Consider the following 24,695-nt stretch of genomic DNA (forward strand, 5'->3'; position numbering starts at 1 on the left):
GGGTCAGCCCCGCCGAAACTGCAGATAACCACCCTTCGAACGCGCCATAGCGTGGTGAGCTGCCAACTCGACGCGGGGAGGCCGGCGTCGCGCCGACGTGGTCGGCCCCCACACGCGCGAAACCGCAGATAACCACCCTCCAGGCGCGCCATAGCGTGGTTACCTGCCAACTCGCTGCGCCGGGCGATGTGCGCTGTCAAGATGCTCCGCGAAAAGTCCAGTAATTGCCTCCCCGCCACTTCCCCGGAGGCTACCTCTTGTTCACCCTTAGTTAGTTGGATTATCACTAGTCACGTATGTCACAGGTGACCCATACTGTCTAAGCCATCACCAACCGCCGTCCGGACCATCAGTGCGGGCCCGCGGACTCACCGGCTGAACACCAGCCAGTCTCAAGGAGAGTTCTACCGAATGATCAATTCGCCATGGAAAGGCGCGCTGTGCTCGGTGCTGACGGTGGGACTGCTCGCCGCGCCCGCAGCAGCACTCCCGGCAAGCGCCGAGGAAGCGACGCCGGCCAGCACGGGCGGCGTCGTCATCAACGAAGCGTATGTAACGGGCGGCAGCACCGGCGCGCCGTACGTCAGCAAGTTCGTTGAGCTGTACAACCCCACCGACACCCCCGTCAGCGTCGACGGGTGGTCCCTGCAGTACCGGTCCGCGACCGGCACCGCCGCACCCACCGGCATCACTCCGCTGACCGGCACGATCCCCGCCCGGGGGTACTTCCTGGTGCAGGGCTCAAGCAATGGAACGACCGGCCAGACCCTCCCCGCTCCGGACGTCAAGGGCTCACTCAACGCCAGCGGGAGCTCCGGAACGATCCTCCTGTCCCGCCAGGCCGCCGCCGTGAACCCGTTGCCCACCGACTCCGTCGTCGGCCACGCCGCCGTGGTGGACCTGCTCGGCTACGGGACTTCCAACACGTTCGAGGGCGCCCGGGCGACCGGCCCGAGCGGCGGGCAGAGTTCGATGAACCGCACCAACGGCGCCGACACGAACAACAACGCCGCCGACTTCACCCTCGCGACGACCGTAACACCCACCAACTCCACAGGGACGGCGACGCCGCCTCCCGTGGAGCCGCCCGTCGAACCTCCGGTCCCAGGGCAGGTCGTCCCCATCCGCGAGATCCAGGGCACCGGCACCGAGACCCCGCTCAAGGGGACCACGGTGACGACCCGCGGCAAGGTCACCGCCGCCTACCCCACCGGCGGTCTCGCCGGCTTCTACCTGCAGACCGCGGGAACCTCAGCGGCCGAGGGGCAGAACGCCTCGGACGCCATCTTCGTCTACTCCCCTGCCACCGTGGGCTCCGTTGCCGCCGGCGACTTTGTCGAGGTCACCGGAACGGCCGGTGAATTCTTCGGCCTGACCCAGCTCACCGTCACCGCCGGCGGAACCACGAAGCTCGCCGAACCGGCCGAGGAGGTCAAGGCCGCGGCACTTTCGCTGCCCGCAACCGACACCGCACGCGAGGCCTACGAGGGCATGCTCTTCCAGCCCGCCGGCGACTTCACGGTCACCGACAACTACGCGCTCAACCAGTACGGCGAGATCACCCTCGCCGCCGGCACCACTCCCCTGCTGCAGCCCACCGAGGCCGCGGCACCGGGCACGCCGGAGAACGCCGCCGTCGCCGCGGACAACGCCGCCCGCCGGATCGCACTCGACGACGGCGCGACGACGAACTTTTTCAACGACGCCAACCGGGACAAGCCGCTTCCGTACCTCACGATGGACCAGCCGGTCCGGGTGACGTCGAACGCGAAATTCACCTCGCCCGTCGTACTCGACTACCGCAACACCGCCTGGAAGTTCCAGCCGCTCACCGAGCTGACGCCCGCCAACGCCGGCACCGTCCAGCCGGTGGCCTTCAGCGGCGAGCGCCCGGCGAGCCCGAAGGACGTCGGCGGCTCGCTGAAGCTGGCGTCGTTCAATGTGCTCAACTACTTCCCCACCACCGGTGACCAGTTCGCCTCCTGCACCTTCAACAACGACCGCCAGGGCAACCCCATCACGGTGCGCGGCGGCTGCGACGTGCGCGGAGCGGCGAACGCCGAGAACTTTGAGCGCCAGGAAGCCAAGATCGTCAAGGCGATCACCGGGCTTGGCGCCGACGTCGTGAGCCTGGCCGAGGTCGAGAACTCGGCCAAGTTCGGCAAGGACCGGGACAGCGCCCTGGCGACGCTGACGGCGGCCCTGAACGAGCAGACGCCGGGGGTCTGGGACTACGTCCGCTCCCCCGCGGCGCTGCCGGCGCTGGAGAACGAGGATGTCATCCGCACCGCGTTCATTTACAAGTTGGCGGCGGCCAAGCCCATTGGCGACTCGGTCATCCTCGATGACAACACGGTCTTCGCGAACGCACGCAAGCCCCTCGCGCAGGCCTTCGAGACCGTCGACGGCGGCGAGGAGAGCCGCTTCCTCGCGATCACCAACCACTTCAAGTCCAAGGGCTCGGGCCCGCGCACCGGGGAGAACGCCGACTCCGGTGACGGGCAGGGCGCCTGGAACGCCGCCCGCGTCCTCCAGGCCCGCGCCCTCGTCGGGTTCGCCGACCGGCTCAAGGCCGACGCCGGCACCGGCACCGACAAGGTGTTCCTGACCGGTGACTTCAACTCCTACTCCGCCGAGGACCCGATGCGGGTGCTCTACGACGCCGGGTACGTCAACCAGGGCATCAAGACCGGCGGACACTCGTACGTGTTCGGCGGACTGGTCGGCTCCCTCGACCACATCCTCGCCTCCCCTGCCGCCGACGCCACGGTGGCGGGAGTGGACACCTGGAACATCAACGCCGTCGAATCCGTCGCGCTTGAGTACAGCCGCTACAACAGCAACATCACCAACTACTACGCACCCAATCCCTACCGCTCCAGCGACCACGACCCGGTGATCGTCGGAATGAACCTGGGCGACGGCACCAGCGAACTGAACCTGCTGAACATCAACGATTTCCACGGGCGCATCGACGCCAACACTGTGCGCTTCGCCGGCACCGTCGAGAAGCTGAAGGCGGCCTTCCCCGAAGGCAGCTCGGCGTTCCTCTCGGCCGGAGACAACATCGGCGCGTCGCTGTTCGCCTCGTCGCTGCAGCAGGACAAGCCGACCCTGGATGTCCTCAACGCGCTGGACCTGCGCGCCTCCGCCGTCGGAAACCACGAGTTCGACGGCGGCCTGCAGGACCTTCTCGGCCGGGTCGACGAAGCCGCGGACTTCCCGTACCTCGGCGCGAACGTCTACGCCAAGGGCACCCAGGACCCGGTGCTCGACGAGTACACCCTGCTTGAGCTCGACGGGGTCGACGTCGCCGTCATCGGTGCCGTCACCGAGTCCACGGCCACCCTGGTGAGCCCGGGCGGCATCGCCGACATCGAGTTCGGTGATCCGGTGGAGGCCGTCAACCGCGTCGCGAAGGAGATCGAGGCGCAGGATCTCGCCGACGTGATCATCGCCGAGTACCACGACGGCGCCGGGGACGGTGTGGTCGAGGGCGGAACCATCGAGGAGGAGGTCGCGGCCGGCGGAGCGTTCGCCGACATCGTCACCCTCACGGACCCCCTGGTCGACGCGATCTACACCGGGCACACCCACAAGCAGTACGCGTGGGACGCACCGATTCCGGGTGCCGAGGGCAAGACCCGCCCCATCGTGCAGACCGGCTCCTACGGCGAGTTCATCGGACAGATCACCCTGACCGTCGACAGCGCGACCGGCGACGTCGAGTCGTACACGGCCCGCAACGTCGCCCGCACCACGGAGGCGAACGACACCCTCGTCGCCACCTACCCGCGGGTCGCGGAGGTCAAGCGCATCGTCGACGCGGCCCTGGCCCAGGCGGCCGTCATCGGCAGCCAGCCGGTGGCATCGGTGACCGCCGACATCACCACCGCCTTCATCGGGACCACCCGTGACGACCGGTCCTCGGAATCGACGCTGGGCAACCTCGTCGCGGACTCCCTCAAGGCCAGCCTCTCCGCCCCCGAGCGGGGCGGCGCCGAGATCGGCATCTCGAACCCCGGTGGACTGCGCAACGAGCTGTACTACGGGGCGGACGGCGTCATCACCTACGCCGAGGCCAACGCGGTGCTGCCGTTCGTCAACAACCTTTGGACCACCACGCTGACCGGTGCGCAGCTCACCGCGCTGCTCGAACAGCAGTGGCAGCCCGAGGGCAGCTCGCGGTCGTTCCTGGCCCTGGGCCTTTCGGACAACGTCAGCTACACCTACGACCCGGCACGCGAGCGCGGCTCACGGATCACCTCGGTGACGGTGAACGGCGAGCCTATCGACCCGGCGCGCGGCTACCGGATCGGCACGTTCAGCTTCCTCGCGCAGGGCGGCGACAACTTCACCGCCTTCAAGGACGGCACCGACGTACGGGACTCCGGGCTGGTGGACCGCGACGCGTGGATCTCCTACCTGAAGGCCAGCAGCCCGCTGTCGCCGTCCTTCGACCGCCGCGGCGTGCTCGTGCAGAACGCACCGACGACGGTCCAGGCCGGTGGCCAGGCCTCCTTCACGGTGTCGAAGCTCGACCTGACCTCGCTCGGAAGCCCGGTGAACACCTCGCTCAGCGCGGCGCATGTCGGAGCGGACGGCGTCCGCGTCGATCTCGGGAACACCCCGGTCACGGCCGGGTCGGCCGCCGTCACGGTCACCATCCCGACGACGGCGAACGGCCCCGGGCGGATCGTCCTCACCGCCGCCGAATCGAAGACCACGGTGACGCTGTTCGTCACGGCCGAACCCGTGGTCGTCGAGAAGCCGGTGTGCGGCAAGGGCAACGGGCCCAAGGCCGACAAGCCGGTCAAGGGCGACGACAAGCCCGGCAGCAAGAAGTGCACCCCTCCGGGTCGCAGCTGACGGTTCCAGCCCTGACGTAAACCTCCGGGCCTGTGCGGTGATCCGCGCAGGCCCGGAGCTGTTTAAGGGGCGGATCACCACGCCGTCGAGCCTTCCTCACCACCGCCGAAACTGCAGCTAACCACCCTTTGGACGGCGCAGAGCGTGGTGACCTGCAAACTCGACGGGGGGAGGGCGGCGCAGAGCGTGGTGATCTGCACACTCGACGGGGGAGGACGACGGCGCAGTACGTGGTGATCCGCACACTCGACGGGAAGAGAGAGGGATAGGTCAGGCGCGGGCATCCGCCGTCTGCAGGTCCGGGGAGTCCCGGAAGGACGCGATCAGCGCCTCCGCAATCGCGTCGGCATCCTGCAGGGTCCGAGCCCCCGCGTTGAGGGAGGCCCCCGCCTCGGCCGCGATCGCCGCGCCCCACTGCACCGAGGCGAGCTGCAGCCCGCACACGTACAGCCCGGGCTGCGCTTCGCCGGTGCCGCTGAGCGGCCGGTAGGGCGGCAGTGTCACGTCCAGTCCGGCCGAGACGACGGGCACCCCGTCCTCGGCCATCCGCAGGTGGGGACGCACCACGCCCTCCTCGAGCATCTGCCGCATCAGCACCGACAGGCTCGTCGATACCTGGTTCGCCGGCATCATCGCCTCGACCAGATACCCGGCAGTGAAGCCCGGGTCCCCGACCCACGGCGAGGAGGCCCGGAAGACTCCGTCGTCGGGGTCGAGGGCGAACAGCGGGTTGGGCCCGACGAACCGCACCAGGTCCGCCCGGACCAGGGCCGCGAGCTGCGCGATGCGAAGCGGCGGCGGCCCGCTGGCGAGGCCCTCGACCAGCGGCTCGAACCAGCCGCGCAGCTCGGCGTACCAACCCGAATCGGTGAGCCCGCCGTCGGCGACGACCTGCTTGATCACGGTCCGGCCGGCGTTCATCGCCCCGATCGCCATCTTCAGTGGGTCGTCCTCCCCGCGGGCGGAACCGGCTGCGTCCTCATCGAGATAGTTCAGCACCGCCTCGGTCAGGGCGGCACTGTCGGCGAAGCGCCGGCCGGCGAACGGCTGCGCCAGGGCCTCGACGTTCAACTGCAGTTCCGCCGGCACGTTGCGGTCAAGGAACTCCTGAAGCGCCGGCAGCCAGCCCGGCCCGGCGATATCCAGCGCGGTCCGCAGCTCCGCGAGCGCGGCGTCGGCCGGGCGGAGGAAGGCGTCGGGCCGGACGCGGGCGAGGGTGCGGTAGTACGCCGCGAGGACGTCGCGGTGCAGCAGCGGCCAGACGTCGTGATCGAATCCGGGCTGGATGCCGGCCTCCGCGAAGGCGCCGAGGGTCTCGACGGTGCAGTAGGAAAGGCTGATGCCCCGGGGGATGTAGCTCGTAATGGCGGCCTTCGCCCGGTAGGGGACGCCGCGGCGGGAGGCCGCGATCAGCACCGGTTCACGCCCCGACGGCGTGTAGGCGAGCTGGCCGCTGCCGTCGTCGGTGAACCGTCCCCCACGGCCCTCGGTCAGCTGGATCATGACGTCGAAGAAGTTGAGCCCCAGCCCCCGCACGAGCACGCTCTTGCCCGCGGGAAGCCGCTTCCAGTCGAGGTCCCCCGGCACGGCAGGCGGCCAGTACTGAAGCCCGTACCGCGCCGCGCCGTCCTGCAGCACACCCTGCTCGGGGTTGAGGCGTGCGGGAAGGTGCCCGAGGGCGAGAACGACGCCGTCGACGCCGAGGACCTCTCCCCCGTCGAGCTGAAGCTCCCACCGGGCACCGGCACGCCGGAGCGAAAGCGCCTCCCGCCGGTGGTGGATCACCGTCACGCCCTCGCCGGGATCGGCAATCAGCGCCGCGTACACCCAGGCCAGGTAGCGCCCGTAGAGTGCGCGGCTGGGGAACCCGGCGCTGCCGACCCGCGCGGCTTCGGCGGTCTCCTCCGGGGTCAGGCCCTCGACGCCGCCGGCCTCGGCCAGTGTGCGCCAGGAGTCGAAGTCGACCGGTACCGGTGACGCCGGAACCTCCGCCGCCGCCTCGCCGACCGGCACCACCGTGGGAAAGAGGGAGGGAGTGTTCATCAGGAACAGCCGTGACTGATCGGTGCGCCAGACGTGCCCCGGACCCGGGTCGAACGGGTCCACAATGTGGATGGTGAGGGGCTCCTGGGGGCCGGCGGAGGCATTCCGATGCGCTATCAGGCGCTCCAGGACGGAGGTGCCGCGGGGCCCGCCACCGATAACGGCAACTTCCGCGCCCTCCATGCTGATCATGGCCCAAGCCTATCGAACCGCCGGGGTGGTCCCGGCCGGGCCGCCCCGCGCCCGCGCCCCCACCCCCGCCGGGGATGGCACTGCTTAGGATGGCATTATGAACAGCGCACCCGAGCAGACCACCGCCGACGACGAGTTCCTGTGGCTCGAGGACATCTACGGCGAGCGCCAGCTCGAGTGGGTGCGCTCGCAGAACGCGGTCACCGAGGGAATGCTCATCGATCCGGGGTTCCTCACGCTTGAGGGCGGGGTGCTCGAGGTCCTGGACTCCACCGACCGGATCCCGATGGTCGCCAAGCGCGGCGGCCACTACTACAACTTCTGGCGCGATGCCGCCCACCCCAAGGGCCTGTGGCGGCGCACCAGCTGGGAGAGCTACCGCACCGAGGACCCGGAGTGGGAGATCCTGCTCGACGTCGATGCCCTGAGCGCGTCCGAGGAGACCGAGTGGGTGTGGGGCGGGGCCCTCTTCCTGCGGCCCCCGGAGGGGCAGGAGTACACCCGCGCGCTGGTCGTGCTCTCCCCAGATGGCGGCGACGCCGCCCGCTACCGGGAGTACGACGTCACCACCCGGTCCTTCATCGAGGACGGCTTCGACATCCCGACGGCGAAGAGCCGAATCAGCTGGGCCGGCCCGGATGCGCTGTACGTTGGCACGGACTTCGGTCCGGGCTCCATGACGTCGAGTTCCTACCCGCGCACCGTGCGCACCCTCACCCGGGGACAAGACCTCTCCGACGCCGAGCTCTACTTCGAGATTCCCGCCGAGCACATGATGGCGGTCGTGGTCCACGATTCGACGCCCGGGTTCGAGCGGGACATTGCCATGGACACCATCGACTTTTATTCGCACCGCACCCACGTCCGGCGCGGCGGGGAGTGGGTCCAGCTTGACCTGCCCGACGACGTCAATGTCTCGCTTCACCGCGAATGGATGGTGCTGCGGCCGCGGACCGACTGGAGAGTCGCCGGCACCACGTTCCCGGCCGGATCGCTGCTCGTCATCGGCTTCGAGGACTTCCTCGCCGGCGACCGGACGCTGCGGGTGCTCTTCACGCCCGACGCCTCGACGTCGCTGCAGTCCTGGAGCTGGACCCGGAACTACCTCCTGCTGAACCTGCTCCGCGATGTCTCCTCGGAGATCCTCATCCTCGACCCGGCCGACGGGTGGTCCGCGGAGTCCCTCGACGCACCGGCCCTCCACACGGTCGACGCCTATGCCGTGGACGACGAGGACGAGGAGGCAGGCGACGACTACTGGGTGGTCTCGACCGGTTTCCTCACCCCCTCGACACTCAGCCGCGGCACCATCGGCTCGGACCATCGGCCGGTGAAGGCCACCCCGTCCTTCTTCGATGAGAGCGCGTACGCCGTGGAGCAGCACTTCGCGCTGTCCGCGGACGGCACGAAGGTCCCCTACTTCCAGGTCGCGGCGAAGGACCTGGTGCTCGACGGCGCGAATCCGACGCTCCTGTCCGGTTACGGCGGCTTCGAGCACGCCCTGACCCCGGCCTACAGCGGCGTCATCGGCAGGGGCTGGCTTGAGCGCCGCACGCCGGATGGCCGCGCCGGGGTGTACGTGCTGGCGAACATCCGCGGCGGCGGCGAGTACGGCCCCGGCTGGCATGCCGCGGCGCTGCAGGAGAACCGGCACCGTGCCTACGAGGACTTCGCCGCCATCGCCCGCGACCTGGTGGAGCGTGGAGTCACCGTTCCGGCGCTGCTCGGCTGCACCGGCCGCAGCAACGGCGGCCTGCTGGTCGGCAACATGCTCACCAGCTATCCGGAACTGTTCGGCGCGATCTCCTGTGGCGTGCCGCTGCTGGACATGCGCCGCTACACCAAGCTCTCCGCCGGGTACTCCTGGATCGCCGAGTACGGCGACCCGGATCAGCCCGAGCAGTGGGAGTTCATCCGCACCTTCTCCCCGTATCACCTGCTGCGCAGCGGAGTGGACTACCCAAAGACCCTGATCTGGACCGCGACGAGCGATGACCGGGTGGGGCCGGTGCAGGCCCGGAAGATGGCGGCGCGCATGGAGGCCCTGGGCGTGAAGGACGTTTGGTTCCATGAGGCGCTCGAGGGCGGGCACGCCGGGGCCTCCGACAACCGCCAGGCCGCCCGCATGCACGTGATGAGCTACGAGTTCCTGTGGAAGGCGCTGACCGATTCCCTGTAGCAAGAAGTCCGGGCGGCCGCCGGTGTGCCGTACCGTCCAGGCGGGGCGGGACTGTTTTGCTTGTGGCTGCCCCTTCTGGGTAACCTTGGGTGGCTAGCAATAGCCGCTGGAGACGTGCCAGAGCGGCCGAATGGGCTTCACTGCTAATGAAGTGTGGGCCTAAAGCCTACCGGGGGTTCAAATCCCCCCGTCTCCGCACTACGAGCAAAAGACCCCCTGGGAACAGGGGGTCTTTTGCGTTCTCCGGCCCTGTGCCCACGGTTCAGGCGCGCACGGTTCAGGCGCGCAGCGCCAGCGCGAAGGGCAGCACCGCTTCGGCACCGGCCTGCCGCAGGGCCCGACCGGCCACGGTGAGGGTCCACCGGCTGTCCGCGAGGTCGTCGACCAGCAGCACGGGCCCGGGATTCGCGGCGAACCAGGCCGGTCCCTCTGCCGGCACCTGGAAGCGGTCCCACACCGAGGCGAGCCGGAAGGCGCTGTTCCCGCCGGGCCCGCCCTCGGGCCAGCCGTTGGGGGTGCCCAGCGTGCCCAGGTAGGGGATCCGGCCGACCCCGGCGAGCGCCTGGGCGAGTGACCCGATCAGCTCGGGGTGCCGCCGGGAGGGCATGGCGACGACGGCGACCGGCCGGGCCCCCCAGTTCCACTGGGAAAGGACCTTGATGCACGCCTCGATGACGCCGGGCTCCAGCGGGGCATCCGGGGTGGTGTCGGCCAGCAGGGAGCGCAGCTGGGTTCCCCAACCGAGGTCGGTCATACGCGCCAGCGACCTGCCGGCGGCACTGACCTCGTCGGGCTTCAGCTTGCCCTTCACCGGCACGCCGAGCTTGTCCATGCCCGAGGGCCACTGCCCGCGCGGCTCGAGCTCGACCCCGACCCTGCTCAGGGCCTGCTGAGCGTTATCGGAGGCGTCATGGTTCACTTCGTCGGAGTACCACCGGCCGGCGCAGTTGTCGCAGCGCCCGCAGGGGGCGGCCGTCGGGTCGTCGAGGGCATGGGCGAGGAACTCCATCCGGCAGCCGGAGGTGTTCTCGTAGTCGAGCATTGAGCGCTGCTCAGCGATGCGTGCCTGCTGGATGCGGGTGTAGCGGTCGGCGTCGTAGCCCCAGGGCTGCCCGGTGCTCTCCCACCCGCCGGTGACCTTGCGGACCGCCCCGTCGACGTCGAGCACCTTCAGCAGCAGCTCGAGCGGTGACCGTTTGAGGTTGACCCGCGCCTCAAGCGCCGGCGTGGACAGCAGGGTGCCCGGCTCCAGGGCGGCGAGGACCCGCTGGGCGGCATGCTCGGAGGGCATCGAGGCGGTGGCGAAGTACTCCCAGATGTCGCGGTCCTCGGGCCCGGGCAGCAGCAGCACATCCGCGTTCGGGGTGCCGCGCCCGGCGCGGCCCACCTGCTGGTAGTAGGCCACCGGCGAGGAGGGGGCGCCGAGGTGGACGACGAATCCGAGGTCGGGCTTGTCAAAGCCCATCCCGAGGGCGCTGGTGGCGATCAGCGCCTTGACCTCGTTGTTCTTCAGGGCCGCTTCGGCCGCCTCCCGGTCCGCCGGATCGGTGCGGCCGGTGTAGGCCCGCACGGGGTGGCCGTTCTCCCGCAGCAGGCGGGCGGTGTCCTCGGCCGCCGAGACGGTGAGGGTATAGATGATGCCGCTGCCGGGCAGGTCGTCGAGGTGGGTGAGCAGCCAGGCCAGGCGGGAGCGCGGGCTCGGCAGGCGCAGCACACCCAGCCGCAGGGAATCCCTCGAGAGCCTGCCGCGCAGCGTGAAGACTTCGGTGCCGCCGGTGCCCAACTGCTCCTCGACGTCGTGCACCACCCGGGTGTTCGCGGTGGCCGTGGTGGCAAGCACCGGCACTCCCTGCGGAAGGGTGCCAATGAGGTCGCGGAGGCGGCGGTAGTCGGGGCGGAAGTCATGGCCCCAGTCCGAGATGCAGTGGGCCTCATCGATCACCAGGAGTCCGGTGCGCCGGATCAGTTCGGGAAGCTGCCGTTCCCGGAAGGCGGGGTTGTTCAGCCGCTCGGGTGAGACCAGCAGGACGTCGACCTGGTTCGCCTCGAGCCGCGCCGTCACCTCCTGCCACTCCGTCTGGTTGGCCGAGTTGATCGCCTCCGCGCGGACGCCGGCCCGGGCGGCGGCCGCCACCTGGTCGCGCATCAGGGCGAGCAGCGGGGACACAATGAGTGTGGGCCCGGCCCCGCGCGAGCGCAGCAGCAGGCTCGCCACAAAGTAGACGGCGGACTTGCCCCAGCCGGTGCGCTGGACCACCAGGGCGCGGCGGCCGCCCTCTACCAGCGCCTGGATAGCCTCGAACTGTCCGTCGTGGAAGCGGGCATCCTCACGGCCCACGAGGGTGCGGAGAATTGCTGTCGCCTGGTCATACAGGGTGATCGTGTCGGCCATGGGCCAAGTATTCCAGCCGCCACCCCCGGAAAAAGACCGGCGGCGCGTATCTGCACAACCCTGGTGAGGGGCGGCGGGTGTGCCGATAGACTTCGGGCGTGAACACTTCCTCGGATCTCTCAGCGTCCTTCAAGGCCTACGACGTGCGCGGCATCGTCGGGGAGACAATCACCGTCGAAACGGTCACGGCGGTCGGTGCGGCCTTCGTGGATTCCCTCGGCCTCGCGGGACAGACCGTCCTCGTCGGCGGTGACATGCGGCCCTCCTCCCCCGAGTTCTGCACTGCCTTCGCCAAGGGCGCCACCCGGCGCGGGGCCGACGTCCTGCTGCTCGACCTGATTTCCACGGACGAGCTGTACTTCGCCAGCGGGATGCTCAACGCGGCCGGGGTGACCTTCACCGCAAGCCACAACCCCGCCCAGTACAACGGGATGAAGATGACCCGCCCGGGCGCCGTCCCGGTCTCCTCGGAGACGGGCCTGTACGAGGTGCAGGCCCTCGCCGAGCAGTACCTCGACCGCGGCTTCATCCCCGCCGTCGAGAAGCCAGGGCAGATCGGCGTCCGCGACGTCCTTGAGGAGTACTCACGGTTCCTGCGCGCGCAGGTCGACCTCTCCGCCTCGCGTCCGCTCAAGGTGGTGGTCGACGCCGGCAACGGGATGGCCGGGCTGACCACCCCAGCCGTGCTCGGGGACAAGCTGCTGCCGGCCCTGCCGCTTGAGATCGTCCCGCTCTACTTCGAGCTCGACGGGACCTTCCCGAACCACCCCGCGAACCCGCTGGAACCGGAAAACCTGAGGGACCTGCAGGCCGCCGTGGTCGAGCACGGGGCCGACATCGGCCTGGCGTTCGACGGCGACGCCGACCGCTGCTTCGTCATCGACGAGAAAGGCGAACCGGTCTCACCGAGCGCCATCACCGCGATGGTCGCCCGGCGCGAGATCGCGCGGGCCCGGGCCAACGGCGAAGAGACTCCCGTCATCATCCACAACCTGATCACCTCACGCGCCGTCCCGGAACTTGTCCTCCGCGAAGGCGGCCGGCCGGTCCGCACCCGGGTGGGTCATTCCTTCATCAAGGCGCTCATGGCCGAGGAGGGCGCGGTGTTCGGCGGAGAACATTCGGCCCACTACTACTTCCGTGACTTCTGGTTCGCCGACACCGGAATGCTCGCCGCCATGCACGTTCTGGCGGCCCTTGGCGAGCAGGACGGCCCGCTGTCCGAGCTGGGTCGCGAGTACGAACCGTATTTCTCCACGGGCGAGGTCAACTCGAAGGTCGCCGACGTGCCCGCGGCCATCGCCCGCGTCCGTGCCGAGTTCGAGAACGACGGCGTCAGCGTCGACACACTCGACGGCGTCACCTTCACTGCCTCCTCCGGGAAGTGGTGGTTCAACCTGCGCCCTTCAAACACCGAGCCCTATCTTCGGCTCAACGCCGAAGCCGTGGATCCGGAAACGCTCCACGATCTCGCCGACCGGGTCCTAGCCCTGGTCCGCCGCTGAACCGGCGGCAACCGGAAGCGGACGGCCCTCAGGCGGCCGCTCCGCACCCCTGATGGAGACACCCATGAGCAACCTTGAACTCGATCCAACGCCCGTTGTGTGCAGCAGCGGGGACGACGCGCGCGGCCGCGTCGACATCCTGCTCCCGCGCGAGGTCCCGCTCGGGGGTCCCCGGGCCATGCCCGTGCGGCGCACGCTGCCCCAGCGGGACCGCTCACTGATCGGCGCCTGGTGTTTCCTCGACCACTACGGGCCCGAGCCGGTGCGCGAAGGGGGCGGGATGTCGGTCCCCCCGCACCCCCACACCGGGCTCCAGACCGTGAGCTGGCTCTTCGCCGGCGAGATCGAGCACCGCGACAGCGCCGCCAATCACGCGTTCATCCGGCCGGGCGAGCTGAACCTCATGACCGCGGGGTCGGGGATCTCCCACTCGGAGGTGGCGACCTCCGCGGCCCCGGTGATGCACGGTGTCCAGCTGTGGCTGGCCCTCCCCGACGCCTTTCGGCACACCGAGCGCGGCTTCGAGCACTACGCTCCGGAACCGGTCTCCGGCGACGGCTACACGCTCTCGGTGTTCCTGGGGGGCCTCGGCGGGTCCACCTCACCGGTCACCACCTACTCGCCCCTGCTGGGCGCCGAGCTCCAGCTCGCGGCCGGGCGGAAGGTCTCCTTCGACGTTTCCCCGAAATTCGAGCACGGCATCCTCCTCGACAGCGGAAGACTCGAGGTCAACGGCTCGCCGGTCGCGGCCGGCGAGCTCGCCTACCTCGCCCCCGGAGATGCCGCGGTGGAGATCACCGCAGCCGCGGATGGGCCGGTCCGGATGCTCCTCATCGGCGGGGAACCGTTCGGCGAGGACATTGTGATGTGGTGGAACTTCGTCGGCCGGACCCACGAGGAGATCGTGGAGTTCCGGGCCGCGTGGACTGGCGAAATCGAGCCCGGCGCGGCGCCCCCGGACGGCGCACCGCGCTTCGGCCTCCCCGGGGACAGCGGGCTGCGGCCCCTACCGGCGCCGGCACTTCCCAACGCGCGCCTGCGCCCTCGGCAGAGGGACGGCGGGCGGCGGAACTCCTGAGTCCTGCGGGATGCCTCAACTAGTCTCACGCTTGTAATTTGCTCAAATCGTGAGAACTGGATAGCCTTGGATGCAGTTTCAGCTGCCTCCTGTGTGCGGCGGGACGCAGGGATCCCCGTTCCGGCCCGGATTCCGAAATCTGCGGGCACCCCGAGATGCATCTGGGCCGCTGCAGCCGCACCTATCCACCCCACCCAAGGAGTACCCCCATGGCAACCATCGACATCACCGAGGCAAGCTTCCCCGAGACCATCGAGAACAACGACATCGTGTTCGTCGATTTCTGGGCCGACTGGTGCGCGCCCTGCCGGCAGTTCGCGCCCGTCTACGACGCCGCTTCGCAGCAGCACGACGACGTCGTCTTCGCCAAGGTCGACACCGAGGCCGAGCGCTCCCTGGCCGCCGCCGCGGGGATCACCTCGATCCCGACGCTGATGGCGTTCCGTGAGAACGTGCTTGTCTTCTCCCAGCCCGGCGCGCTGAACTCCTCGCAGTTCTCCGAACTGGTCGACGCCGTCAAGGGCCTGGACATGAAGGCCGTCCACGAGCAGGTCGCCCAGCAGCAGTCAGCCGAGCAGAACGCCAACTGACCCGCGGCACCCGCGCCGGTCATAAGAACACGAAGCCCCCGCCTCCTAGGAGGAGACGGGGGCTTCGTGGTGTTCCGCTCAGCTCAGCTGGAAGCGTTCCTTGAGCTCGATGAGCTGACCGCGCAGCTCCTCGGGCAGGGATTCGCCGAAGCGGTCGTACCACTCCTCGATCCCCTTGAGTTCGGCGGCCCACTCCGCGGAGTCGACGTGGACGGCTGCCTCCACCTCCGCCGGGGTCATATCCAGCCCGGTCAGGTCGAGGGCGTCGGGGGTGGGCACGAACCCGATCGGAGTCTCGATCGCGTCGGCGGTTCCCTCGATGCGTTCGATGACCCACTTGAGCACCCGCGAGTTGTCCCCGAATCCGGGCCAGGCGAATCCGCCGTCGGCCGTGCGCCGGAACCAGTTGACGAGGAAGATCTTCGGCAGCCGCGCCTGGTCGGCCTTCGAACTCAAAGTGATCCAGTGCTTCAGGTAGTCTCCGGCGTCGTAGCCGATGAAGGGGAGCATGGCCATCGGATCTCGGCGCACCAGGCCCACCTCCCCGGCGGCCGCCGCCGTGGTCTCGGAGGAGAGCGTCGAGCCCATAAAGATTCCGTTTGCCCAGTCGCGCGACTGCGTGACCAACGGCACGGTGGTCTTACGCCGGCCACCGAAGAGGATGGCCGAGAGTTCGACGCCGTCGGGCCGGTAGTATTCCTCGGCCAGCATGTCGATCTGGTCGATGGGGGTGCAGAACCGGGAGTTGGGGTGGGCCGCGGGCACTCCGGACTCGGGTGTCCAGTCGTTGCCCCGCCAGTCAGTGAGGTGCGCCGGGGTCTCGTCGGTCATACCCTCCCACCAGACGCCGCCGTCGTCGGTGAGGGCAACATTGGTGAAGATCGAGTTGCCCTTGGCGATGGCGCGCATGGCGTTCGGGTTGGTTCCCCAGCCGGTGCCCGGCGCGACGCCGAACAGGCCGGCCTCGGGATTGACCGCCCGCAGTTCGCCCTCCTTGCCGAAGCGCATCCAGGTGATGTCGTCGCCGAGGGTTTCGACCTTCCAGCCCTCGATGGTGGGGTCGAGGAGTGCGAGGTTCGTCTTTCCGCACGCCGAGGGGAAGGCTGCCGACAGGTAGTAGCTCTTGTTCTGCGGAGAGGTGAGCTTGAGGATCAGCATGTGCTCGGCCAGCCATCCCTCGTCCCGGGCCATGACCGAGGCGATCCGGAGGGAGTAGCACTTCTTGCCCAGCAGGGCGTTGCCGCCGTAGCCGGAGCCGAAGGACCAGATCGAACGCTCCTCCGGGAAGTGGACAATCCACTTGTTGTCGTTGCAGGGCCAGGGGACATCCGTTTCACCCTCGGCCAGCGGCGCGCCCAGGGAGTGAAGCGCGGGGACAAAGTCTGCGTCGAGCTCGGTCATGCGGTTCAGCACGTCCGTGCCGATCCGGGCCATGATGCGCATCGAGGCCACCACGTAGGCGCTGTCGGTGATCTCCACCCCGAACTTGGGATCCTCGGCGTCAAGGTGGCCCATCACGAAGGGGATGACATACATCGTCCGGCCCCGCATCGAGCCGTTGAAGAGGGTGCGCAGCTTGCCCTTCATCTCCGCCGGGTCCATCCAGTTATTGGTGAAGCCGGCCTCACGCTCGTCCTTGGAGCAGATGAAGGTTTGCTCCTCGACCCGGGCCACGTCCTTCGGATCGGAAAACGCGGCAAAGGAATTGGGGAAAGTGTCGGGATTGAGGCGGACAAGCGTTCCGGCTTCGACGAGTTCGTCGGTGAGCCTGGTGTTCTCGGCCTCGGACCCATCCACCCAGTACACGCGGTCGGGCTGGGTGAGCTCGGCGGTTTCGGCGACCCAGGCGAGCAGGCGGGCGTGGGTGGTCGGCGCCGCGGTGCCGTCCGTGGCCGAAGCGGCGTGCCGGTCCGAGCCGGCACCTCCCTGGTGACCCTGATCCTGCTGGCGCACGGGATTGCCCATTAGTCTTCCCTCCGTTGGGTGCGAGATGTGCTTCGATGCTAAAGGCGCCTCACGAGCCGTCCGGGGCCTTTTTTCGTCGCCGCCCCGAGGCCCGGCGACGAAAAACCCTGAAATGACGCGGATCACAAAATGATCTGAACGCACTTATGTGATTAAGGTCACATAGACCGGTCTAGTTGAAACAGGGCCTTCGGCGCAATTAGGCGGTACCGCGATTTGCCTGTAAAGTTGGTGAAGGCTAAACAGCCACCCGGCAGGACAAGCAGCGTTACCGCTGAACTGCCCGCCGGATGCGTGCGTAGCTCAACGGATAGAGCATCTGACTACGGATCAGAAGGTTGGGGGTTCGAATCCCTTCGCGCGCACTGGAGAACCAAGCGTAAGACGTAAAAAGCCCCGGTCATCGGCCGGGGCTTTTTCGTGCCCTCCGGCGGCACGCACTCCCCGACCGTAATTTTTCCCCCGCTCCAGGCCCCGCCATTGCCTTGCCCATATACAGGTGGAAAGCTCTGCACATGAGCGAACCACAGGAAACCGATGTCATCGTTATTGGGGCCGGATCCTCGGGCGAAAATGTCGCCGGGAGGGTGGTGGCCGCCGGGCTGAGCTCGGTGCTCATCGAATCCGAGCTTGTAGGCGGGGAGTGTTCCTACTGGGCGTGCATGCCCTCCAAGGCCCTGCTGCGCTCCGGGACCGTCCTCAACCGCGCCCGCGAGGTCTCAGGGGCCAAGGAGGCCGTCACGGGGAAGCTCGACGCACAGCAGGTCCTCGAGCGGCGGACCCGCATGACCAACAACTGGGACGACACCTCCCAGGTGGACTGGGTGAACGGCGCCGGCATCACGCTGCTGCGCGGCTCGGCCCGCGTCTCGGGCGAGCGCACGGTTGAGGTGCAAATGGACGGCGAGACCACCACTGTCACCGCCCGCCACGCCGTGGTCTTCGCGACCGGCTCGACGCCGAACGTTCCGCCCGTGGAAGGCCTCGCCGGCCTCGACTACTGGGGAACCCGGGAAGCCACCTCGGCCAAGGAGGTGCCTGAACGCCTCGTGGTCCTCGGCGGCGGCGTCTCCGGGGTGGAACTCGCGCAGGCGTACGCCCGGCTCGGCTCCCGGGTCACCGTGGTGGCCCGGCACAAGCTCCTCAGCAACTACCCGCCGGAGGGGGTCAAACTCGTCGAGAAGGGCCTGCGGCGGGACAACGTGGAGATTCTGACCGACACCGCTACGGAGTCCGTGCGGCTCGACGACGACGGCCGGTTCGTCCTGACCCTTGCCGGCAACCGGCACGCGACCGGGGACAAGCTGCTCGTCTCCACCGGCAGGACCGCCAATACGAGGGGCCTTGGCCTCGAGGAACTCGGGCTGGATCCGAAGACACTGACCTTCGACCCCACCGGGCGGGCCGTGGACGGGCCCACCTGGCTCTATGCGGTAGGGGACGCCGCCGGACAGGTACTGCTCACCCACCAGGGCAAATACGAGGCCCGGGTCACCGCCGACGCGATCGTGGCTCGGGCCGCGGGCACGCTGGGCGATACGGCCGAGGAGTGGAGCAAGTACACCTCAACGGCCAACAAGTACGCCGTCCCCCAGGTGGTGTTCACCGATCCGGAGATCGCCATGGTCGGGCGGACGGCCGAGGCGGCGCAGGCAGACGGCCTCCGGGTGTCCGAGACCTCGCTGCCCATCAATGTCGCCGGAACCTCGATCCACTCCGACAAGTACACCGGCTGGGCAACGATGGTCGTCGATGAGGACCGCAAGGTGATCGTCGGCGTCGCCTTCACCGGGCCCGACGTGGCCGAACTGCTGCACTCGGCGACCATCGCCGTCGTCGGGGAGGTCCCCCTGGACCGGCTGTGGCATGCCGTGCCGCCGTACCCCACGGTCAGCGAGGTGTGGCTGCGGCTGCTTGAGAAGTACGGCCTGTAGGACCTACCTGCTGGCGGAGCGCGCCCGCCGGACCACGAAATCCGTCACGGCGGCGTCCCGCCCGTCGAGTTCGGCCCAGTCGCGGTCATGCTCGAGAACCGTCAGGCCCGCTGTGGGGTAGTGCGTGGCCATCTCCATGACGGCGTCCTCATTGGAATCGACCGAGGCAAGGCGCATCGCCAGATCCTGCACACCGGGCATGTGGGCCACCACGAGCAGGCTCGTCACGGTTGAAGGCACCGCGTTGATCAGGGCGAGGATCTCAACCGCCCGGGCCGCGTAGAGCCCTTCCTCGAGCTTGGGGGTCGGCCCCTTGTCTCCCAGCTCCTTGCTGACCCAGGTGCACGTCTGCCGGGCCCGCAGGGCCGTGGAGCACAGGATCAGGTCGGGGACGGCGTCATTCTCCACCATCCAGCGCCCGGCCAGCGGCGCATCGAGGTGCCCGCGCGTGCTGAGCGAACGCTCGTGGTCGGCCACTCCGGCCCCCCACTCCGCCTTCGCGTGGCGCAGCAGCATGAGCCGTTTCAGGTGATGGGATGCCATATGCCGAATTCTATCGGCCTCCCGGACCGGGAGGCCGGGTGCGGGCTTCCGGTCCGCCTAGATGGAGTATTCGGGTGCCGCCCAGACAATGACCTCGGGGTGGTCGTAGAACCGGTACCCCTGGCCGCGTACGGTGCGGACGGTGTTCGCGAGGCGTCCGAGCTTTGAGCGCAGCCGGCGGATGTGGACGTCGATCGTGCGCTCGTTGGGCACCTCGTCGGCGTTGCGCCACAGGCCGCTCAGCAGTTCCTCGCGGCACACTGTGCGGGCACCGTTCTCCACGAGGTAATTGAGGAGCTCGAATTCCTTGAAGGTGAGGTTCAGGGCCTGCCCGTCGAGGTGTACCTCGCGGCGCGAGAGGTCGATCAGCACCCCGGTGGGCCGGGGCGCGGAGGCGTGGGGATGCACGCCGTGGTGGTCGGGGCGGGGACGGCGGACGGTTGGGTCACCGAGGGCCGCACGGACGACGTCGATGTCCGAACCCGGCGCGTCGGCCGGCGCGAGCGCCACGGCCGCATGGCTTTCAGCAGTGGGTACCAGCGACCGGACGTAGGACCGCACATCCTGGGCGAGCCGGGAGAGGGTGGTGCCGTTGGCGGCGGCCGTCTCCTCGTCGAGCGCGACGTACAGGACGAATCCCCGGGCACTGGTGTCCCCGGTTACGGCCTGCGGCCCGGGAACGCCGTTGGGCGTGACGACGGGGGTGGGCGCAGTCATCGGATGCGCCTCGGAGCCGACGGCCTGGAGCGGCCGGTACGACGGCGGGGCGGTAGATGCGCCGGGGCCGTACGGGTAGCCAGTGCCGTATTGCGGCCTGGATGCGCCGCGGTTCTGCTGGGTGCGGAGGGAGATGTGGACGTAGCCCGAAGTTACTGACATGAAAACAACCTCAAAGTGGGTCGCCGTCGTAACGGCGCGAATGCTTGGGGGGAAGCCTGGCCCGGACGAAGCTGGGGTGGTGCCCGCCGTGGACCGGTGATGCAGAAACAGGTTGGGGTAGATCTGTTACGCGTGCATTCGACAACAGCGCGATCCCGCAACGGACGCGGTATCCGCAGCGGCAACTGCGGCTGCAGATGCTGTTGAGTTGGTGTTCACAGGAGAGATTATTGCACGTCACATTGTGTTACGCGCAAGTAACAAAGGCCCTAATTCCGCGGAATGGCGCGGATTTAGGCGGGTCAACGCGACCTAAAGTCAGCCGACGACGCCGTACAGGCGGTCGCCGGCGTCGCCCAGACCCGGGACGATATAGGACTTGTCGTTGAGTTTCTCGTCTATCGAGGCAAGTACAATCGTGACATTTTTGTCCTCGAGTTCCTCCTTCAGAGCCGCGAGGCCTTCGGGGGCGGCGAGCAGGCAGATGCACGTGACGTCGGCGGCTCCGCGCTTGAAAAGGAACTTGATTGCCTCGCGCAGCGTGCCGCCGGTGGCGAGCATGGGATCGAGCACGAAGACCTGGCGTCCGGTGAGGTCATCGGGCAGCCGCTCGGCGTAGGTGATGGCCTCGAGGGTCTCCTCGTTGCGGGCCATGCCCAGGAAGCCGACCTCCGCCGTGGGCACGAGCCGGGTCATGCCTTCGAGCATGCCGAGCCCGGCGCGGAGGATGGGGACCACCAGCGGGGTCGGCTTGACCAGCCCGATGCCCACCGCCGTCTCGACGGGGGTCTCCACCCGCACGGGTTCGACCCGCACCTCCCGGGTGGCCTCATAGGCGAGGAGGGTGACCAGTTCCTCGGTCAGCAGCCGGAACACCGGCGACGACGTGTTCTTATCGCGGAGAACGGTCAGTTTGTGGGCCACAAGGGGATGGTCGACTACCAGTACGCGCATAGGTCAAAAGTACCATTGGGAGCATGACCATCCCTTCGGCCGGTGCCGCCTCCGATCACGTGCGGTGGATGGGCCTCGCCCTGGCCGCGGCCGGGCGGACGGGCCTGGCCGCCGACGCCGGCAGCGCCGACGTGCCGATCGGCGCCGTCGTCGTCGACCCGGACGGCACCGTGGTCGGCATCGGGTGGAACCAGCGCGAGGAATTGGGCGATCCGACCGCCCACGCGGAGGTCCAGGCGATCCGGCAGGCCGCCGGGGTGCTGGGAAGCTGGCGGCTCGAGGGCTGCACGCTGGTGGTGACCCTTGAACCGTGTGCGATGTGTGCCGGGGCGTCGGTACTCGCGAGGATCCCCCGCGTGGTGTTCGGTGCCTGGGATCCCAAGGCGGGGGCCTCCGGATCGGTGTTCGACGTGCTGCGCGAGCGGCGGCTGAACCACTGGACCGAGGTCTTCCCGGGCGTGCGCGAAGCCGAATGCGCCGCATTGCTCAAGGACTTTTTTGCCGCCCACCGCCCGGGTGCCGCCGACGCGCGCTGATGCCTAGGCTGGTTCAGCACAGAACTTTCAGTGCGCCCGCCAAGCGAAGGAGCATCGATGGATACCCAGCAGGAAGGCATGCAGGAACTGCGGAAGATCCTGGATAAGGCCGACATCGCGATCCTCACGACCACTAACGCGCAGGGGCAGCTGGTCAGCCGCCCGCTGGCGGTGCACGGCAAGGACTTCGATGGCGACTTGTGGTTCTTCACGGAGGACCCCTCTCCGAAGGCCGACGAGATCCGGGCCAATCCGCAGGTGAACGTGTCGGTTAGCACCGGGAAGGGCTACCTCTCGATCGCCGGCACCGCCTCCCTGACCCGGGACCAGGCGAAGATCGACGAGCTGTGGGGGCCTTCGGTGTCGGCGTGGTTCGAGAACGGCAGGGACGATCCCGCCGTCGCCCTGATCAAGGTCGACGCCGACACCGCCGAGTACTGGTCGATGGACGCCCCGCGGGTCGTTTCGGCGGTCAAGATGGTGAAGGGGCTTGTTACCGGAAGCAAGCCGGACGTGGGGAAGAACGAGGTCATCGACCTCTGAAACGTCCGGCTCCCCGGGCCGTGCGGCGCCCTGTTTTGGGTTCGGGCCCCTCAACCCGGTAAAGTAGCGGCGTTGGTGACGTGTCCGAGCGGCCGAAGGTGCAACACTCGAAATGTTGTTTGGTGTAAAAGCCAACGTGGGTTCAAATCCCACCGTCACCGCCACCTGAGAAGGCCCTGCTTCCCCTGTAAACAAGGGAGGCAGGGCCTTTTGTCTTGCCCCTACTGGACCCTGCGGTAACGCAGCAGTAACGGATTTTTCGGGGAGGGTCAGTTGCGATCAACTGCCCCGGCTGCGGGGAATGAATGCTGGCCTGCGACCAGAACCCTGTCTGCGTCTTACGGCAGTAGTCTGATGCGGAGTCTGTCTTTAAACCCGACCTAACATTCAGTGGCTGCGTAATTAGCGTTGGGTAACTCCCATGCATGAAAGGGGAAGCGTTTGGCTATCGAGTGGCCTTTGCTGGCGAAGACTGCGTTGCCGCTGGCAGGACAAGTCGCTTCATCAGCCCTTGGAAGTCTCACACTCCCGTGGCAAGTGTCGTGGCGCACTACACGCAGGGCCGGCCTGTATGGCGTGAAGGTTCGTTTCTTCCGGCTTCATCGCCTGCTGAAAGAACTGGAGGTTCTCCAAGCCTTTCATAAGGGCGATTGGGATCACTTGAAGGAAAACGAGGCAGCCTTCGCTGAGCTCATCAAGCATGAGCTCGACGACGCGAAAGTCACAACGCTGTTGAAGATACTGGCCGAAAGCTATGTGGCAAGCCTCAAGCCTGCCGAAGCCACTGCGGTCCAAGGGCAAAAGATCGAGACCCTTGTAACGTCAACACATCAAGCAACAAGCCAGCGCATTGATGCTCGAAACTCGGACGATGCGCGTTTCGAGCCAAATCTCCGGTTCCTGAGCCGTTTCCGGGCCGTGGAGGCAAAGGACCTGACGTCGATCTGGCCGAACGTCACCAGAGCGGTCGCTGAGATCGTCATATCTCCAGACCCAAAGCAAACAATTGAGGCATGGGCAAGTCGCCGACCAGCATGGATGAACGACTTACCAACCGCAGCCGAGTGCTGGCTGGGAAACCTCGCCAGGGACTACGGAGCTCGCGTAGCCGCTGCCGGCTTTTATGAGGAGGCGCTTGCTAAGGGAGCAGTCCCAAGGAGCTATTGGAAAGCGAAGCAGGCCATGTCCGCCGGTCCTCTAGATCAGGAGAACCTACAAGAGTTGTTGGCCGGCGAAGCACCCCACCCACTTCTAAGCGCGCTCATATCCGCCGCCGAAGGAGACGCAGCTGGCTTGCGCGAGCATCTTGAGGGTTGGCGGACCCAGATTCCTGAAGACGACTGCCTGCGTCGGCTCTTGCTGGTCGACGCATTGAACGCTCTGGGAGGTCACGACGAAGCAACAACCATAGCTACAGCGACTGCCGACATGTACGGAACCGGCACTGCCCACCTCCATGCTGCACAAAATCTTCTGGCTCGGGCTTCCCGCCGGAGTCAGCCAAACTACCTGGGGGATCTGCAGGACGGACTCCGCCATGCCCTCATCGCCAGAGACGTATACCGCAACTGCCGGGTCGACAGCACGGAAGCAGTACTGACCACCATGCGCGCGTACAGCCTCCTCGGAGACAACACGAACGCGTGGAAGACGCTCCAAGGTCCCCCTGAGGGGACGGCCACAGAACAAGAAGCGTCAAGCGACACCATACTGACCGAGTCCTGCCTGCTATCGGCCGAGCTCGGAAAGTTCACTCATGCGCGGGACCTCATTGCACATGTCAGTGATCCAGGTGTAGTAGCCCAGGTAGAAGCGTTGGTTGCCGACTCCGAAGGCAATACCGTCGAGGCCAACACCTATTGGACAGCGGCTTTCAGCCACGCCTCCGACCCTGGGCTAGGGCTGTCCATCGCCAGCCGCATGGCCCGAAAAGGACTGCAAATACCCGTAGCCGCATGGGAGGACCGAGCCCGCTCGGAAATTGGCGATCTGCGATTGATCTCTGAAGTCTTCCGAGACGTTGAAGGCAGTCTGCAGCGCGCCCGCTCACGTCAACTCGAAAGCAGGCAGGTATTAACTTCTTTGATTGACTTCCATGTCGAGCGGGGAAATCTAGCGGAAGCCGCGGCGACCGCTGAGCGCGGCGCGAAGCGATGGCATGACCCGGAACTGTGGCTGAGCGCAGCCCAGTTTCACCACGATCAAGAGGACTACGCCGAAGCAGCCCGGTGTGCAGAAAGCAGCCTTCACGCCGGCGGCAACATCTGGATGGGTCGGACACGTGCCTACCGGATTCTTATAGAGGCCAAATCCGCCTTGGGTGAAGTCTCGGAAGCGTCCGAGTATGCCGCTCAGCTCTTTACCCAGAGACCGGACGACCCTGATACACAATGGGCCCTGATCACCTGCCAGTACTTAGCCGCAGATGTCGACGGAGCGTGGGACACATACAAGAATCGGTCGAATGAGCCGTCGCCCCGATCTTAAAGTGAA

At 67.6% G+C, this 24,695-nt stretch carries 15 protein-coding genes and 3 tRNA genes; 12 read left to right on the forward strand and 6 right to left on the reverse strand.

Annotated features, from left to right (window positions below):
- Positions 1-411 precede the first annotated feature (411 nt).
- The gene (locus GVV77_RS05310; protein WP_159617108.1) at positions 412-4,869 is read left to right on the forward strand and encodes an ExeM/NucH family extracellular endonuclease; all 4,458 of its coding nucleotides are present in this window, start codon (positions 412-414) and stop codon (positions 4,867-4,869) included.
- 270 nt (positions 4,870-5,139) lie between these two features.
- Here GVV77_RS05310 and GVV77_RS05315 read toward each other — a convergent pair whose 3' ends face one another.
- Entirely contained in the window at positions 5,140-7,104 is a 1,965-nt protein-coding gene (locus tag GVV77_RS05315) for an FAD/NAD(P)-binding protein (RefSeq protein ID WP_159617110.1), read from the reverse strand.
- A gap of 97 nt (positions 7,105-7,201) precedes the next feature.
- Between GVV77_RS05315 and GVV77_RS05320 the strand changes: the two genes are divergently transcribed.
- Together GVV77_RS05320 and GVV77_RS05325 are read left to right on the forward strand one after the other, a co-directional pair.
- Positions 7,202-9,283, forward strand: a complete 2,082-nt coding sequence (locus tag GVV77_RS05320) for a prolyl oligopeptidase family serine peptidase (protein WP_159617112.1) — start codon at positions 7,202-7,204, stop codon at positions 9,281-9,283.
- Between the two features lie 108 nt (positions 9,284-9,391).
- A tRNA-Ser gene (locus GVV77_RS05325) sits at positions 9,392-9,479 on the forward strand.
- 81 nt (positions 9,480-9,560) lie between these two features.
- Here the strand turns inward: GVV77_RS05325 and GVV77_RS05330 are convergent.
- The gene (locus GVV77_RS05330; RefSeq protein WP_159617114.1) at positions 9,561-11,675 is read right to left on the reverse strand and encodes a RecQ family ATP-dependent DNA helicase; all 2,115 of its coding nucleotides are present in this window, start codon (positions 11,673-11,675) and stop codon (positions 9,561-9,563) included.
- A gap of 98 nt (positions 11,676-11,773) precedes the next feature.
- Here GVV77_RS05330 and GVV77_RS05335 point away from each other — a divergent pair, with 98 nt between their 5' ends.
- The 3 genes from GVV77_RS05335 to GVV77_RS05345 all read left to right on the forward strand — a co-directional run bounded on the left by GVV77_RS05335 (position 11,774) and on the right by GVV77_RS05345 (position 14,848).
- Positions 11,774-13,180: a phosphomannomutase/phosphoglucomutase gene (locus GVV77_RS05335; protein ID WP_159617116.1), complete on the forward strand. Its 1,407-nt coding sequence runs from the start codon at positions 11,774-11,776 to the stop codon at positions 13,178-13,180.
- 64 nt (positions 13,181-13,244) lie between these two features.
- Entirely contained in the window at positions 13,245-14,258 is a 1,014-nt protein-coding gene (locus GVV77_RS05340; protein ID WP_159617118.1) for a pirin family protein, read from the forward strand.
- 209 nt (positions 14,259-14,467) lie between these two features.
- On the forward strand, positions 14,468-14,848 hold the full coding sequence (locus GVV77_RS05345; protein ID WP_159617120.1) for a thioredoxin family protein: 381 nt from the start codon (positions 14,468-14,470) through the stop codon (positions 14,846-14,848).
- Between the two features lie 78 nt (positions 14,849-14,926).
- Here the strand turns inward: GVV77_RS05345 and GVV77_RS05350 are convergent, their stop codons facing one another.
- On the reverse strand, positions 14,927-16,813 hold the full coding sequence (locus GVV77_RS05350; protein WP_159617122.1) for a phosphoenolpyruvate carboxykinase (GTP): 1,887 nt from the start codon (positions 16,811-16,813) through the stop codon (positions 14,927-14,929).
- Positions 16,814-17,105: 292 nt separating this feature from the next.
- Here GVV77_RS05350 and GVV77_RS05355 point away from each other — a divergent pair.
- Both GVV77_RS05355 and GVV77_RS05360 read left to right on the forward strand, forming a co-directional pair.
- Positions 17,106-17,178, forward strand: a tRNA-Arg gene (locus tag GVV77_RS05355).
- 150 nt (positions 17,179-17,328) lie between these two features.
- On the forward strand, positions 17,329-18,747 hold the full coding sequence (locus GVV77_RS05360; protein WP_159617124.1) for a dihydrolipoyl dehydrogenase family protein: 1,419 nt from the start codon (positions 17,329-17,331) through the stop codon (positions 18,745-18,747).
- Between the two features lie 3 nt (positions 18,748-18,750).
- On the opposite strand, the gene GVV77_RS05365 is transcribed toward GVV77_RS05360, so the two are convergent.
- From GVV77_RS05365 to upp, 3 genes are all read right to left on the reverse strand, one after another.
- The gene (locus GVV77_RS05365; protein WP_159617126.1) at positions 18,751-19,290 is read right to left on the reverse strand and encodes a SixA phosphatase family protein; all 540 of its coding nucleotides are present in this window, start codon (positions 19,288-19,290) and stop codon (positions 18,751-18,753) included.
- A gap of 57 nt (positions 19,291-19,347) precedes the next feature.
- Positions 19,348-20,169 (reverse strand): winged helix-turn-helix domain-containing protein, encoded by an 822-nt coding sequence (locus tag GVV77_RS05370; protein WP_159617128.1) that lies wholly within the window; start codon positions 20,167-20,169, stop codon positions 19,348-19,350.
- A 318-nt stretch (positions 20,170-20,487) separates the two neighbouring features.
- The gene (gene upp / locus GVV77_RS05375; protein WP_159617130.1) at positions 20,488-21,123 is read right to left on the reverse strand and encodes a uracil phosphoribosyltransferase; all 636 of its coding nucleotides are present in this window, start codon (positions 21,121-21,123) and stop codon (positions 20,488-20,490) included.
- A gap of 23 nt (positions 21,124-21,146) precedes the next feature.
- Between upp and GVV77_RS05380 the strand changes: the two genes are divergently transcribed.
- From GVV77_RS05380 to GVV77_RS05395, 4 genes are all read left to right on the forward strand, one after another.
- Positions 21,147-21,659, forward strand: a complete 513-nt coding sequence (locus GVV77_RS05380) for a nucleoside deaminase (RefSeq protein WP_159617132.1) — start codon at positions 21,147-21,149, stop codon at positions 21,657-21,659.
- Positions 21,660-21,716: 57 nt separating this feature from the next.
- A complete protein-coding gene (locus tag GVV77_RS05385) occupies positions 21,717-22,202 on the forward strand; it encodes a pyridoxamine 5'-phosphate oxidase family protein (protein WP_159617134.1) in 486 nt (161 codons plus the stop codon).
- 74 nt (positions 22,203-22,276) lie between these two features.
- Positions 22,277-22,366, forward strand: a tRNA-Ser gene (locus tag GVV77_RS05390).
- Between the two features lie 277 nt (positions 22,367-22,643).
- On the forward strand, positions 22,644-24,689 hold the full coding sequence (locus tag GVV77_RS05395) for a tetratricopeptide repeat protein (protein ID WP_159617136.1): 2,046 nt from the start codon (positions 22,644-22,646) through the stop codon (positions 24,687-24,689).
- Positions 24,690-24,695 lie beyond the last annotated feature (6 nt).

It is taken from the genome of Arthrobacter zhaoguopingii (genome assembly GCF_009828605.1).
In the GTDB taxonomy this organism is placed as follows: Bacteria; Actinomycetota; Actinomycetes; order Actinomycetales; family Micrococcaceae; genus Arthrobacter_D; species Arthrobacter_D zhaoguopingii.

Bases quoted from the DNA above. Each gene is read 5' to 3' on its own strand.
- GVV77_RS05310 (WP_159617108.1), top strand. From the start codon at position 412: ATGATCAATTCGCCATGGAAAGGCGCGCTGTGCTCGGTGCTGACGGTG.
- GVV77_RS05315 (WP_159617110.1), bottom strand. From the start codon at position 7,104: ATGATCAGCATGGAGGGCGCGGAAGTTGCCGTTATCGGTGGCGGGCCC.
- GVV77_RS05320 (WP_159617112.1), top strand. From the start codon at position 7,202: ATGAACAGCGCACCCGAGCAGACCACCGCCGACGACGAGTTCCTGTGG.
- GVV77_RS05330 (WP_159617114.1), bottom strand. From the start codon at position 11,675: ATGGCCGACACGATCACCCTGTATGACCAGGCGACAGCAATTCTCCGC.
- GVV77_RS05340 (WP_159617118.1), top strand. From the start codon at position 13,245: ATGAGCAACCTTGAACTCGATCCAACGCCCGTTGTGTGCAGCAGCGGG.
- GVV77_RS05345 (WP_159617120.1), top strand. From the start codon at position 14,468: ATGGCAACCATCGACATCACCGAGGCAAGCTTCCCCGAGACCATCGAG.
- GVV77_RS05350 (WP_159617122.1), bottom strand. From the start codon at position 16,813: ATGGGCAATCCCGTGCGCCAGCAGGATCAGGGTCACCAGGGAGGTGCC.
- GVV77_RS05360 (WP_159617124.1), top strand. From the start codon at position 17,329: ATGAGCGAACCACAGGAAACCGATGTCATCGTTATTGGGGCCGGATCC.
- GVV77_RS05365 (WP_159617126.1), bottom strand. From the start codon at position 19,290: ATGGCATCCCATCACCTGAAACGGCTCATGCTGCTGCGCCACGCGAAG.
- GVV77_RS05370 (WP_159617128.1), bottom strand. From the start codon at position 20,169: ATGTCAGTAACTTCGGGCTACGTCCACATCTCCCTCCGCACCCAGCAG.
- upp (WP_159617130.1), bottom strand. From the start codon at position 21,123: ATGCGCGTACTGGTAGTCGACCATCCCCTTGTGGCCCACAAACTGACC.
- GVV77_RS05380 (WP_159617132.1), top strand. From the start codon at position 21,147: ATGACCATCCCTTCGGCCGGTGCCGCCTCCGATCACGTGCGGTGGATG.
- GVV77_RS05385 (WP_159617134.1), top strand. From the start codon at position 21,717: ATGGATACCCAGCAGGAAGGCATGCAGGAACTGCGGAAGATCCTGGAT.